This is a genomic window from Microlunatus sp. M237, from assembly GCF_056896895.1.
In genome coordinates, this window is sequence record NZ_JBXHBL010000005.1 from 102592 (window position 1) to 115569 (window position 12978).

Here is a 12978-nt window from a genome sequence, read left to right on the forward strand (position 1 = left end):
CGGGTCACGGTGTCGAACGCCCGAGCCAGTCGTCGAGCAGCACGCGCGGGTCCGGCAGATCGGCGACGTCGACGAAGTCGATCTCGTGGCCGGACTCCCCCCGATAGACGAACCAGTTCGGGATCATTCCGGACGGCTCACCCGGCTCGTGGGCTGATCCCGCTCGGCGCGGTCACCGGGAGATACCGCTGGGCATCTCGAAGCTCCGCGTACTCGGTCATCTTGGCCAGCCAGTACGCGATGGCGTACCCCACGATCCCCGTCATGGCGGCTCCCGCGATGATCATCTTCCTACTCATGATGGCCTCCCAGCTCTGTTGGTTCGGATTCACTGAACTGCGGGTGTGACTCTGATACACAGGCACGGGGCCACATCGACCAGACGCCCGGCTGACACCGAGATGGTGCCCGCCGGGTCAGCTCCGCGGAGCGTCTGGTGCTGGCGTCACTTGAGCCACGGTGCTCGCTGCACCAGGGAGGTCGACTCCCAGATCCGTCCGAGCCCCCAGGTGCGTCCCGCGGCGGTCAACGCGATCACGATCAAGATCATCGAGTAGATGAGGTGATAGTCCATGACCGGGTTCACTGATCCACTCGGCTCACCGGCGACGGTCAACTTGGCGAGCGGCCACTCAGCAGCCCACATCAGCACCATCATCAACGAACCGGCTGCCGCGGCGACGCGGAGACCGATGCCCGCGATCAGCGCCACCCCGACACCGAGGAGGCCGAGCATGAACATCCAGTCGACAATGGCGAAGCCGGCCAATGAGGCGAACACCGTACGGAACGGGCCGACTTCGACGTGTCCGAGGAATCCCGAGGTGGGCGAGCCCCCGTTGACCCATGCCCTTGCGGCGGGGGTGGAGTAGCCAAGGCCGAAGGCCTTGTCGAGGAAGGCCCACAAGAAGACGAACCCGAGGGAGATTCTCGTCACCGCCAGCCAGCGACGGGCCCTCGGCGGACTGTCCGTGGACAGGGTGGCTTCGACACTTCGGGTTTGGCGCGAAGGATCTTGGATGGTGGTCATGATCGAATCCTGTCGTTGGACGTGCGGGGTGATGGTTCAGTCAGGGTTTGTCCTGATGGGTGCAGTCTTTCGCGTCAGCGGCGCGACCGACTGAGGCTTCGGTCGCGTGCTTGGGGGACCTTTGACCCCACCTGAGCGTCTGCGGACCATCGGGGGCGCGCGGCCAAGAGGAGTTAGAACGCGATGTGATCAGCCGATCGGGCGGCTGGCGTGATCAACGCTACTTGCGGTGCATCGAAGCGCCGAAGACCGCCGCCTGGGTTCGTCGCTGCATGCTGAGCTTGGACAGCAGCGTCGAGACGTAGTTCTTCACCGTCTTCTCCGCCAAGAACAGCCGCAGCCCGATCTCCTTGTTCGACAGGCCCTCGGCGATGAGGTCGAGGATCTGTCGTTCCCGGCTGCTGAGCGCTTCCAACCGGGGGTCGAGCTGACTGGGATGACGGAGTCGCTCGAGGAGCCTGCCGGTGACGGCGGGGTCCATCAGCGATCGGCCGACGGAAACGTCGCGAATGGCGTCAGTCAGCGAATGGCCGGTGATCTGCTTGAGCAGATAGCCGGCAGCACCAGCCATCACCGCGGCGAACAGCGCCTCGTCGTCGTCGTATGAGGTGAGGATCAGACACTTCACCTCGGGGTGTTGGGACCGGATGTCCCGGCAGACGTCGATACCGCTGCCGTCCGGCAGTCGCGCATCGAGAACCGCCACATCGGGGCGAGCGGCCGGGATGCGATGCAGTGCCTCGGCGGCGGTGCCGGCCTCACCGACGACGGTCATGTCGTCGGTCGCCTCAAGCAGATCGATCAGCCCGCGGCGGACGATCTCGTGATCATCAAGCAGAAACACCCTGATCACGGCCGGGGTAGCAGCGTCGTCCATGTCAGTCGTGTCCCTTCGTTCGGTGTGGAGTCGATATCCAGGGCGCCACCCAGCTCTTCAGCTCGGCATCGCATGTTCTTCAGTCCGCTCAGACGATCCGGCGTGCCGATGCCGACTCCGTTGTCGGCGACCACGATCGTGAGCGACTCGCCTTCCACCGTGAGCTCCACGGACAGCTCACTCGCTTGAGCATGACGGGCCGCATTGGTGGTGGCTTCGCGGACAACCGCCTCGATGTCGCTGATCATGCTGGCCGGCACCATAGTGTCGACCGGCCCGAAGAAGCGAATGGTCGGCTCGAACGCAAACAGCGGCGTGACCTGGTGCATCACCTCCAAGACGACTGACCGTGTGCTTGACGACCTCCCTCCACTGGCTTGCAGATCGAAGATCGAAGTCCTGATCTGGCCAATGGTGTCATCGATATCGCCGATCACCCGGTCGAGCCGCTCACGAGCCGACGGTGTTACCGCGGCCACGCTTTGTACGGTCAGTCCTGCGGCGAACAGGCGTTGGATGACGTGGTCGTGCAGGTCCCGCGCAATGCGGTCGCGATCCTCGAGGACGGCGAGCCGCTGCTGGTCGCCACGAGCCTCCACCAGCTCTCGCGCGATCGCGGCGTGGTTCGCGAAGACCTCTGCCATCTCCAGATCCACGCTGGTGAACGGGCTGCGTCCACCGAGCCTGCCCGCGGTGATGGCGCCCTGAGCGCCGGTCTTGGCCGTGAGAGGCACCGCCATCACGGCATCCACGTCAACGATCTGGGAGAGATGAATGAAGACCGGTGGATCGGCGCTGGCCGAGGCAATCCTCACCCCGCGACCGGATTTCATCGCCAACTCGACCAGGCTGTCCGACATCGGATACTGAATCCCGACGAGCCCGGATTGACCCTGACCGCTCGCCACCACCACTTCGAGTACGTCTTCGTCGATGGATGGGAGCACCAGGGTGACCACGTCGGCGTCCGCGAGGCGCCGCACGCTGTCCACGATGAGCTGGAGCGGGTCGGTGCTGCCTTCGGAGTAGAGGAGGGCGCTCGTCACCTCCCCCGAGGCTTGGGACCACTCCTGTCGACGACGCGACTCGGCGTACAGGCGCGCATTCTCGATAGCCACCCCGGCCGTGGCTGCGAGGGCGAACACGAGATCCTCGTCCTCAGGCGTGAAGGCGCCGCCTGCCTGTCGATCGGTGAGATAGAGGTTGCCGAAGACCTCGTTGCGGGACTGGATCGGCACGCCGAGGAAGCTATCCATCCGCGGATGGCCCGAAGGGAAGCCGGCCGAGCGCTCGTCCTCGCCGATGTTCGGGATCAGGATGGGACGGGGATCATCGATCAGAGCCCCCAAGAGACCGCGGCCCTTCGGCAGCTCACCGATCGCGCTCACCGTCTGGTCGTCCATGCCCACGTGGATGAACTGCTCCAGCTGATCGTCGGAGCCGATGACCCCCAGTGCTGCATAGCGGGCGCCGACGAGGTCCCGAGCCGCTTCGACGATCCGACGGAGCACGACCGGCAGCTCCAGCTCGGCGATGATCGAACGGTTGGCTGCCAGCAGCCGTCGGAGTCTCGTCTGGGCGTCGATCACCTCCTCCGTTCGCCGGATCAGGTCGGCCATCAACTGCTCGATGGGCTGCGCTGCCGAAGCACTCTGCTCCGTCGACCCAGAGGGACGTGGCAGAGAACTCCCGCCATACCGCGAAGCGGAGTCGATCATGACCCTGACTGTACGGCGTTCGCGACGGGCGATGGCCGAGATGCGAATCGACCGGCCGTGTCGACTGCGCCTTCCCCGTCATAACGGGCGGTGAACGCGTTCGGCGTCACCATCACAGGACACTCGGCCTTGTCGATCAGCCAGGCCGTCACTCGCCCGAGCGCGCGATGGGTGAGTGCCGATCGGGTGTGACGAGCGACGACGAGCAGCTGCACGCGCTCTGACACAGCAACCAGGGCCGCAGTGGGAGTGGCCCGCACCAGCTCCTGTTCGATCACCAGCCCTGGGTGGCGCTGAGCGATGTCGGCAACTGCCTCGGAGAGGACGCGCTGAGCGGAGCGGCGACGAGCTGCAATCTCGTCGGCATCGGCCGCAGTGCCGTGGTCAGCGAGCATCTCGGCGGGGAGTTGCCAGGCGTGGACGGCGATGAGGGGCGTCTGCCGCCGAGAGGCCGCGCCCGCGGCAAGTTCCACCGCGTGGTCAGACTGACCTTCGTCGTCGATGCCAACGGCCACCCCTCGCCGCGTCAGGTCGAGACGGCCACCCGAGCGCACCACGACCACGGGGCACTGGGCGTGGGCGGCCACGGTCATCGTCGTGGATCTGGTGTACACGCGCTTCAACGCAGACAGCTCCCGGCGCTGAAGCACGACGACCCGGGCGCGCTGGGCTTCGTTGAGCATGGCTTCCGGGCCCGTTCTGGCGGTGTTGACCAGACGAAGACGGGTCCTGACGTCGGGGGCGAGGACGCCAGCGCGCCGGCCAACCTCGGCCAGCAACTCGTCCCCGCACTGCAGCCGGACCTCCTGCACGGCCCGGCTCTCGGTGAGCTGGTTGCGGTTCTGCCAGCCGTGGAGGAGCACAATCGGCGCGTTGTCGTGCCGCGCCTCCTCGAGGGCGAACCGGACGGCGGCCACGGAGCTGTCGGCGGTGTCGCCTCCAACACCGACCACGATCGGGGGGTACGAGACGTCACTCATGATGCTCCTGAGCCGGCCGTGGCCTGGATCGCGGTGGTGTGCCGTGCGACGGCCGGCGCCGGAACGGCGGCCACGGGACAGTGGGCGTGGGAGAGGCAGTAATGGCTCACCGAGCCGGCCAGGATGCGGCCGAGACCGGTGTGCTCCCGAGTTCCGACCACCAGCAGGCTGGCGGACGCGGACTCGCGTACGAGGACGCTGCCGAAGGCCCCGTCGAGGTGTTCGAGGCGCCATCCCGGCTCGGGCTGGACGGACTCATAAACCTCCTCCACCGCGCGGGTGATCTGATCGTCGACCTCGTCGATGAAGTAGGGGGCGCTCGGGTAGGAGCCGGCCCAGATCGCCGGCCCTGCGGCAAGTGCAGTCACGTGCACCGCACGCAGCTCCAGGCCCAGGGCGCGAGCGTAGGCAGCGCCGAAGGTGAGCGCCGCTCGAGCCGAGGCCGAACTGTCGAGGCCGACGACGATGAAGTTGGAGGTCATGAGAGTGCCTTCCATGTCAGAGGATGCACCTCACTCTTGTGCCTGGAGCGCCCGCCCGTTAGGACCCAAAGTCACGCCGAACGGGGACCTCCGACTCCACGGCGCCGCCGGACCTGTCTACGGCGGCCGCGAACGACGGTGGATGCCAAACCTGAGGACCTAGGTCCTGGGTGCGCAGGTCGTTGGCCGGTACCGGTCGTCATCGCGGTAGCGGAGGCTGAAGCCAGGAAGCCAACGGCAGTAAGCATTTCGTGAAGGAGGACCCTGATGGACAAGATCCTAGTGACCTACGCATCCCGCATGGGATCAACGGCAGAGATTGCCCAGGTCATCGCCGACGAGCTTGTTGCCTCCGGCTTCGCCGTCGACATCGCACCGTGCAGCACTGCCCCTGATGCCAGGCACTACACCGCGATCGTCATCGGCAGTGCCATCTACCTCAGTCACTGGGACAAGACGGCGATCGACTACCTGAAGCACCAAGCTCCCGATCTGGCTGAGCGACCGACGTTCCTGTACCACAGCGGTCCGTGCGGTGACGGAGCCCAGCACGAGCGCGTCGCACCGCCGCACGCCATCCGCCGGCTCATGCTTGAGCTCGGTGTGGCAGAGCCGCGGACCTTCGGCGGTCGCCTCGACCATGACCGTGCCACCAATCCTCTGGCCCGATGGATGGCCACGGGCGCGCTCAGCGGGGACTATCGCGATTGGGATGCCATCAGGGCATGGGCGCGGGAGATCTCGCGCGAGCTGCGACCGACCTCGGAGGGCCTTCTGGCGGCGTCCGGCACAGCAACAAGCCCTGACGACCGTCTGCTCTGGGGCTGAGCCGTTTCACAGAGACCACAACGGCGTGGCGTTGCACCTCCTCAGGTGCCCACTCAGCGACTGGGGTCACAGCCGAACTGACCACGCAGATGAGAAGGGGACATCACATGAGCACCATCCACCACCGCATTGGGCGGCTGTTCAACGAGATTCCTTCGGCTCAGTGCCTGGACCTGCTCCAGTCGCGCACCGTGGGGCGCGTCGGGTGGCAGTCGGCAGACGGACCTCAGATCTTCCCCGTCGCGTACGGGGTTCACGAGGGCAAGATCATCTTCCGAACCTCGGCCTACGGGGTGATGTCGGAACTGGTGAGGCCCACCCCCGTCGTCTTCGAGGTCGACGAGCTGGACCCCGAGACCTGCAGCGGGTGGAGCGTCATCGCCCGCGGCCGCGGCTCCGCCACACCCGAGCCGCCTGTCCTGATGTCGCTGTGGGCGCGCAGCGATCCCACCCCGTGGGCAGCCGGCATTCGAAACCTGTGGATCCAGATTGAGATCGATCGGATCAGCGGTCGTCGCGTTGCCCAGTGAGCCTTCGGCTGCCACCGGCTGACTGATCAAGTTCGCGCTGAGCGAGAACTCCTGGTGGCCGCGCCGTCCCAGCACGCCGACGTGCGCCTCCGGAGCAGAACAGCGAAGACGCCGCCACTATCGCCTAGTTCGCTCCCGCACACCTAGCGCCACACCAAACCGTGACCCGCGCCGCAGCCCGGTCACGGTGTCGAACGCCCGAGCCAGTCATCGAGCAGCTGCTGGGTGCCCAACGGATAGAGCGGTATGTCAGTGTTCGTGATCACCGGTCGCCACTCGACGAAGATCGGGGCACCGTCGAACTCGAAGAAGGTGGCGCCGTCGTCGGGTAGCACGCGCGGGTCCGGCAGATCGGCGACGTAGACGAAGTCGATCTCGTGGCCGGGCTCGCCCTGATAGACGAACCGGTTCTCCAGCACGCCCAGTCGCTGTGGATCCGTCAGCTCGACGCCGAGCTCTTCCGCGATCTCGCGCACCACCGTCTCGGTCGCGCTCTCCCCGAACTCGATGTGTCCGCCGAGCAGGCGGTGGAAGGCGGTCGGGGTCTTGGTCAGGTCCTCGCTCCGCCACACCGCGTGCCGCTGCCGCTCACGGTCGAGCAGCATGGCGAACGCCTTGGGCTTGATCGTCGGCATCGGCACTCCTTGGTGGTTGGTTCAGCTCAGCCCGCGGTGATCAGCGATCACGGCCTCGACCACCCGGCGGTTGCGTTCGTAGATCTCGGCATCGGTGGCGCCCTGACCCACCATCATGATCAACGCCTTCCACAGGGCCCAGCCCCGTCCACGGGCCCAGGTGCCGTCGTCCAGTCCGACGCTATCCCGGAACGCCGTCCGGCTCTCGCCGTCCAGCACGGTCCACGCGATCACCACGTCACAGGCCGGGTCGCCGATCCCGCAGCCGCCGAAGTCGATCACTGCGCTGAGCCGGCCCTCGCGCAGCAGCAGGTTGCCCGGGGCGATGTCGCTGTGGAACCAGACCGGCTGCGTTGGCAGGGGTGAGCTGATCGCCGTCCGCCAGACGTCGGCGGCCGTGGCTTGGTCGACCCGGTCACCGAGCTGCTCGAGAGCGGCGTACGTCTCCTGGCTGTAGACGTCGGGCGACGCGCCGCGGAGGAAGTTGTGCGGCCCCGGAGGCGGCCCGTCCGTCGGGTCCACCGAGCGCAGAGCGACCAGGAACTGACCGAGGTCGGTGGCGAAACCGACCAGGTCGTCGACCTGAGCGCCTTCGAGGATGTCGCCCTCGATCCAGCGATAGACCGACCAGGGCCACGGGTAGTCCGCACTCGGTCGGCCCAGCGCCAAAGGGGTCGGGATGGGCAGCGGCAGCTGCGGTGCGAGCACCGGCAGCCAACGATGCTCCTTGGCCACCTGCAGCCGATAACGCTCGGCGCTGGGCAGCCGCACTGACATGGTCTCGCCCAGGCGGAAGGTGCGGTTGTCCCAGCCATCGTGGTCGACGCGGCGGATGGGCAATTCGCGCCAGGCTGGGAACTGGTCGTCGACCAGCCGTCTGACCAGGGCTTCGTCGATGTTCATCGCGCCTACCCTGGCAGCGGTCGTGCCGGGCGGCCAACCAATTTGTGACCGCCATCGAGCGGGTCGAGCGAGTCAGACCGGGTGCAGCCGCTGGCCGACATCTGGCCAGGACTCCAGCACGGCGCGGACCTCGAGGTCGCGCTCCTGCTCCACCGCGTCGGCGTACGCCTGGTCGATCAGGTCCGCGATCAGCACCCGCTGACCGGTCGCCGAGGATTGCACCGCGGCCGCAACCATGGCGACGCTGAGCACGTTGGCGTGCACCTCTCCCGAGGGGGTGATGCCGGTGCGGACGGCGTCGACGAACTCGGCCAGCGATCCGGCGATCTGCTCCGGCTCGTCGCCGACGATGGGTACGAGCTCGCGCTCACCGTGGATGGCCGTCGGAGCATTGTCGCCGTCCCAGCACGCCGTGCCTGCAGCGGTGCCGGCCCGCCAGGCCCCGTTCCAGGAGGTCTCCATACCGGGACTGCACCAGCTGCCGGCGAACGAGAACCGGGAGCCATTGGCGAAGGTGAAGACGGCGTTCGCTGCGGCGTTGCCGGCGTACCAGCTCCAGCTGGGGTTGAAGCTCTCGCAGTAGACCGAGACCGGTTCGCTCTCCAGCAGTAGCCGGGCCAGGTCGAACTGGTGGATGGCCATGTCGATCAGCAACGGCTCGGCCATGGCGTCGCGGAACCCACCGAAGTGCGGGGCCTTGAAGAAGTCGCAGGTCAAGACGCCGACCGGTCCCAGCTCGGCGAGCTGGCGGCGGAACGCCGCGAGGTGGCGCCAGTAGCGCCGTGACTGGGAGACCATCAGCAGCTGTCCGGTCAGCTCGCTGGTGGCCACCATGGACAGGCACTCCGCCAGCGACTCCGACAACGGCTTCTCGGTCAGCACCGGCAGCCCGCGGCGGAGGGCGGCGACGGTGACCGCGTGATGCGCTCTGGGGACCGTCACGTTGAGCACGGCCTCGGCGCCGACGGCGTCGACCAGGTCGGCCAGGTCGGTGGCCACCGGCGTCTCGCCGTACCCCGTCTCGGCCAGCGAGGTCCGGGCTACGTCCAGGTCCAGGTCGACCAGCCCGACCAGCTCCACGTCGGCGTTCTCGGCGAGGGTACGCAGCCACGCCCGCCCCATGCCGCCGCCACCGACCTGGACGATCCGCAGCGGCGCGACGCCGGTGTTCAGCGGCTGGGCGTCGCTCACTCCTCGCCCTCCACCGCAATGGCACCGGCGTAGCCGTGGCCCTGATAGAAGTCGTTCGTCTCGTAGCGGAGCAGCGTCGGGATCGACCGCGTGGGCAGGTCGCTGCGGGCCCACTCCACCCCGTTCGCGATCACCCGGCGGACGTCGCGGTGGTGATAGACCGGATAGTCCTGATCACCGGGTGAGAAGAAGAAGATCTTGCCGTGACCGCGACGGAAGGTGCAGCCGGAGCGGAAGACCTCACCGCCGCTGAACGAGGAGACGAAGATCAACTCGTCGGGCGTGGGGATGTCGAAGGTCTCGCCATACATCTCCTGCTGCTCGATGATGATCGGATTGGGTACGCCGCGGGTGATCGGGTGCGTCGGGTCGATCGTCCACACCAGCTCACGGTCCTGCTCGCTGCGCCACCGCAGGGTGCACGTGGTGCCCATCAGCTTGCCAAAGATCTTGGACCAGTGGGCCGAGTGCAGGACGAGCAGCCCCATGCCCGAGAGCACCTGCTGATGAACCCGCTCCACCACCTCATCCGACACCTCGCCGTGGGCGGCGTGACCCCACCAGACGAGGACGTCGGTAGCGGCCAGGACCTCGTCGGTCAGACCGTGCTCCAGCTCGTCCAGGGTCGTGGTGGTGACCTCGGCGTCGGCACCGAGGTTCTCCCGGATGCCGTCGGCAATGGTGGCGTGCATGCCCTCGGGATAGATGGCGGCGACGTGGGGCTCGACCTGCTCGTGCCGGTTCTCCCCCCACACGAGAACACGGATCGGGGCAGTGGCTGCGGGCATGGGGACTCTCACTTCGCTGGGAGTAGGGTCTCGGCCGCACCGTCGAAGCGCTTCGACCGACGCGGGTCATCATCCTAGGCGCGGGTTGTCAGCGCAAGGCCTTCTCCACTACATCGCCAAGTCGGGCAAGGAGCGCTACATCGCCCTCGCCGACGACCTGGTCCTGGCCGCGGTGACCGACCTCAAACGGCGCCGCGGCGGCGGCCCGGAACTGCTCGCCTATCGCGACGGCAGGCGTTGGCGCGACGTCAGCTCGATCGACATCAACGAATACATCAAGGACGTAGTCGGCGGCGAGGTGTCGGCCAAGGACTTCCGGACCTGGCACGGCACGGTGATCGCCGCCGTGGCCCTCGCTGCGGCCAACGGGACTGCAACCACTCCGTCAGCCCGCAAGCGTGCGGTGTCGACGGCGATGAGAGAGGTATCGACCTATCTCGGGAACACCCCAACGGTGGCGCGGGCGTCGTACGTCGATCCCCGACTGATCGACCTGTTCAACGACGGCGCCACCATCTCCCCGCGACTGGCGTCGCTGGATCAGGACCTGTCCGACGGGACGACGCACGGCAAGATCGAGCGCGCGGTGCTGGGGCTGCTGCGGACGCCGAAGGAGGAGGTACGCGCCGCGAAGAGCGCGGCCTGACCTCGGCGCCCCGCCAGTCGCCTCCCGGCCGGCATTAGCCCTGCAGCAGCGGCTGCGTCTCCGTCTGAACCTGGGCCAGCACCTTGGCCACGTCGGATTCCTTCCCGGCCCATAGGTTGTCCATGTTCTTCTTGTAGACCGAGCTGTCCCAGCGTCCGTAGTTGGGGAAGTAGTTGGGCGAGACACCAGCCTCCTTACCCAGGTCATAGAAGGTGTGCTGGAAGACCTGCGGGTCGAGGACCTCCTTGCCGGGTACCCCGTTCTGCCAGTACTTCGTGTTGGACACGAACATCGAGCCCATCTTGGCGGTCACCGGCAGATTCTCCGGGTCGCTCAGGGTGAATTTCATCAGTTCGTACGTCACGTCAGGGTGCTTCGACCCCTTCGGGATCGCGAAGGCCGAGCCACCAACGCCTTGGAATCGGCCTGCAGGACCTCTCGGGGTGGGGGCGACGGTCCAGCGAAATTTGCCCTTGATCAGATCTTCCATCACGAATGCGGCGTCGTTGAGCGAATGCAGCATCGCGACCTTGCCACTCGAGAAGAACGCCGACGTGTCTCCGCTCCCTCCGGTGGCAGCGTTGATCTGCGCGCTGCTCGGCATCACCTTGTGCGTGTTGATGGCGTCGTACAGATACTGGTACGCAGCAACCGTGCCGGCGTCGGTGTAGTGCATCTCGGTCGTGCCAGCGGGCACGAACTCCCCACCGTAGCCCCGCACCATGGCATAGCTGAAACCACTGTCGGTGGGCAGTGACATGCCCCACTGTTTGCCGGGAGCGCCCGCCGAGGCGGTGAGCTTCTTGGCCGCTACGAGCAGGTCTTCGTAGGTCCAATTCTCGTCAGGCACCTCGACCCCGGCCTCCTCAAGCCAGTCCAGATTGATGAAGAGTCCGCTGGCGGCCCAGTCATAGGGGAAGCCGTACTGCTTGCCGTCGTACTTGAAGGCCTCGACCTGCGAGCCGTAGAAATCCGTCGGCCACCCCTCAGGGGTGTCCTTGCCGAGGTAGTCGTCAAGCGGCTCGAGCATGCCTTGGGACGCGAAGAGCGCCGCGCGAGTGTCATGCATCCAGCACATGTCGGTCGACGCACCGCCCGCGACGGAGGTCTGCAGCTTGGTGAAGTACTGCTCCCACTCCAGGCCGAAGTCGACCGACCACTTGAGGTCGGGGTACTTCTTGAAGAAGTTGGTCATGTGGAGGTTCCACTTCTTCATCTCGTCCTTCCCTTCCCACGTCATGGCCTTCCACTCGCCGGTAGTGGAGGCTTGATCGCCACCGGCGCCACTGTCCTCATCTGCGCCACAGCCGGCCAACCAGGGCAGGGCCAGTCCGCCGACGGCCAGGGAGGAACCTTTCAGGAACGAGCGGCGATTGAACGGTGAGCGGGCACCTTCGGGGTGGGGCATAGTCGTCTCCTTTTGACTCGTGGTTCGTTGACTAGATGGTGGTGGGCTTGCCACAGGCTCGTTCAGCCTTTAATGCCGGTGGTGACAATCCCTCGGACGTAGTACTTCTGGCCGAGGATGAAGACGATGAGGACAGGGATGATCGAGAACGTCGCACTGGCCATGATCTGGTCCCACGGCGTGCGTCCGGCCAGGCGGGACTGGAACATGGTCAGTCCCAACGGGAGTGTCTTCTGGTCGATGGAACTGATGGTGATCAGGGGCCACAGGAACTCGTTCCAAGAACCTAGGAAGGTGAATATCGCCAGGGTCGCGAGAACCGGCTTCATCAGCGGCAGGACGATCCGCCAGTAGATCCCGAAGAAACCGCACCCGTCCACTCGCGCCGACTCCTCCAGTTCCCGCGGCAGCGTGAGGATGAACTGGCGCATCAGAAACGTTCCGGCCGGCGTGAAGATGGCCGGCAGGATCAGCGACCACAGGCTGTCCACCAGCTGAAGGTTCTTCATGATCACGAACAACGGCACCATGAGGACGGGGAAGGGGATCATCAACGTGCCCAGGTACGCCAAGAACAGCTTGTCCCGCCCTGGGTAGCGCAGGCGGGCGAACGAGTAGCCGGCCATGGACGAGGTGAGGACCACACCCACGGTCGTCACCACGGCGACGGTGATGCTGTTGAGGAAGAACACGTCGAAAGGCAACGCGTTCCACGCGTCGATGTAGTTCGACCACTGGATCGCTTCCGGCAAGAACTTGGGCGGGAAGGCGTAGACCTCGGAGATGTCCTTCAGCGAAGTGGACACCATCCAGGCGAAAGGGATGATGAACAGCACGCCAACGACACTGGCCGCCACGAATGCGGCCACGTCGCCGATCTTGTTCCGCGTACGTGAGCGCCTGAGCTTCTGCCGCAGCGAGGTGGTGACATCCGTTGCCATGTGACTTCCTTGTCGACGTCG

16 protein-coding genes are annotated in these 12978 nt (G+C 66.2%); 3 read left to right on the forward strand and 13 right to left on the reverse strand.

Annotated features, from left to right (window positions below; all coding sequences use genetic code 11):
• Positions 1–4: 4 nt before the first annotated feature.
• The 7 genes from AC1XX3_RS18185 to AC1XX3_RS18215 form a co-directional block, all read right to left on the reverse strand.
• Complete coding sequence (locus AC1XX3_RS18185; protein ID WP_483322593.1) at positions 5–127, reverse strand: hypothetical protein; 123 nt, start codon at positions 125–127, stop codon at positions 5–7.
• Between the two features lie 10 nt (positions 128–137).
• Positions 138–299, reverse strand: a complete 162-nt coding sequence (locus AC1XX3_RS18190; RefSeq protein ID WP_483322594.1) for a hypothetical protein — start codon at positions 297–299, stop codon at positions 138–140.
• Positions 300–445: 146 nt separating this feature from the next.
• Positions 446–1030, reverse strand: coding sequence for a hypothetical protein (locus tag AC1XX3_RS18195; RefSeq protein ID WP_483322595.1), 585 nt, complete (start codon positions 1028–1030; stop codon positions 446–448).
• A gap of 220 nt (positions 1031–1250) precedes the next feature.
• Positions 1251–1907, reverse strand: coding sequence for a response regulator (locus AC1XX3_RS18200; RefSeq protein ID WP_483322596.1), 657 nt, complete (start codon positions 1905–1907; stop codon positions 1251–1253).
• Positions 1880–3625 carry a sensor histidine kinase gene (locus tag AC1XX3_RS18205; protein ID WP_483322597.1) on the reverse strand — a complete coding sequence of 582 codons (1746 nt, stop codon included), beginning with the start codon at positions 3623–3625 and terminating at the stop codon, positions 1880–1882. The genes AC1XX3_RS18200 and AC1XX3_RS18205 overlap by 28 nt, the downstream gene beginning before the upstream one ends.
• On the reverse strand, positions 3622–4605 hold the full coding sequence (locus AC1XX3_RS18210; protein ID WP_483322598.1) for a universal stress protein: 984 nt from the start codon (positions 4603–4605) through the stop codon (positions 3622–3624). Before AC1XX3_RS18210 ends, AC1XX3_RS18205 begins: the two co-directional genes overlap by 4 nt.
• Positions 4602–5087 carry a universal stress protein gene (locus AC1XX3_RS18215; RefSeq protein ID WP_483322599.1) on the reverse strand — a complete coding sequence of 162 codons (486 nt, stop codon included), beginning with the start codon at positions 5085–5087 and terminating at the stop codon, positions 4602–4604. The genes AC1XX3_RS18210 and AC1XX3_RS18215 overlap by 4 nt, the downstream gene beginning before the upstream one ends.
• Positions 5088–5354: 267 nt before the next feature.
• Here AC1XX3_RS18215 and AC1XX3_RS18220 point away from each other — a divergent pair, with 267 nt between their 5' ends.
• A complete protein-coding gene (locus AC1XX3_RS18220) occupies positions 5355–5915 on the forward strand; it encodes a flavodoxin domain-containing protein (RefSeq protein WP_483322600.1) in 561 nt (186 codons plus the stop codon).
• Positions 5916–6022: 107 nt separating this feature from the next.
• Positions 6023–6445, forward strand: coding sequence for a pyridoxamine 5'-phosphate oxidase family protein (locus AC1XX3_RS18225; protein ID WP_483322601.1), 423 nt, complete (start codon positions 6023–6025; stop codon positions 6443–6445).
• 182 nt (positions 6446–6627) lie between these two features.
• Here AC1XX3_RS18225 and AC1XX3_RS18230 read toward each other — a convergent pair whose 3' ends face one another.
• From AC1XX3_RS18230 to AC1XX3_RS18245, 4 genes are all read right to left on the reverse strand, one after another.
• Positions 6628–7080: an NUDIX hydrolase gene (locus AC1XX3_RS18230; RefSeq protein WP_483322602.1), complete on the reverse strand. Its 453-nt coding sequence runs from the start codon at positions 7078–7080 to the stop codon at positions 6628–6630.
• 21 nt (positions 7081–7101) lie between these two features.
• Positions 7102–7983, reverse strand: a complete 882-nt coding sequence (locus AC1XX3_RS18235; RefSeq protein WP_483322603.1) for an aminoglycoside phosphotransferase family protein — start codon at positions 7981–7983, stop codon at positions 7102–7104.
• Between the two features lie 72 nt (positions 7984–8055).
• Complete coding sequence (locus tag AC1XX3_RS18240; RefSeq protein WP_483322604.1) at positions 8056–9174, reverse strand: Gfo/Idh/MocA family protein; 1119 nt, start codon at positions 9172–9174, stop codon at positions 8056–8058.
• Positions 9171–9962 (reverse strand): ThuA domain-containing protein, encoded by a 792-nt coding sequence (locus tag AC1XX3_RS18245; RefSeq protein ID WP_483322605.1) that lies wholly within the window; start codon positions 9960–9962, stop codon positions 9171–9173. The genes AC1XX3_RS18240 and AC1XX3_RS18245 overlap by 4 nt, the downstream gene beginning before the upstream one ends.
• An 85-nt stretch (positions 9963–10047) precedes the next feature.
• Here AC1XX3_RS18245 and AC1XX3_RS18250 point away from each other — a divergent pair, with 85 nt between their 5' ends.
• Positions 10048–10608, forward strand: coding sequence for a hypothetical protein (locus AC1XX3_RS18250; protein ID WP_483322606.1), 561 nt, complete (start codon positions 10048–10050; stop codon positions 10606–10608).
• A 34-nt stretch (positions 10609–10642) separates the two neighbouring features.
• On the opposite strand, the gene AC1XX3_RS18255 is transcribed toward AC1XX3_RS18250, so the two are convergent.
• Both AC1XX3_RS18255 and AC1XX3_RS18260 read right to left on the reverse strand, forming a co-directional pair.
• Positions 10643–12016, reverse strand: coding sequence for an ABC transporter substrate-binding protein (locus AC1XX3_RS18255; protein WP_483322607.1), 1374 nt, complete (start codon positions 12014–12016; stop codon positions 10643–10645).
• 62 nt (positions 12017–12078) lie between these two features.
• Positions 12079–12957: a carbohydrate ABC transporter permease gene (locus AC1XX3_RS18260; protein ID WP_483322608.1), complete on the reverse strand. Its 879-nt coding sequence runs from the start codon at positions 12955–12957 to the stop codon at positions 12079–12081.
• Positions 12958–12978: the final 21 nt, after the last annotated feature.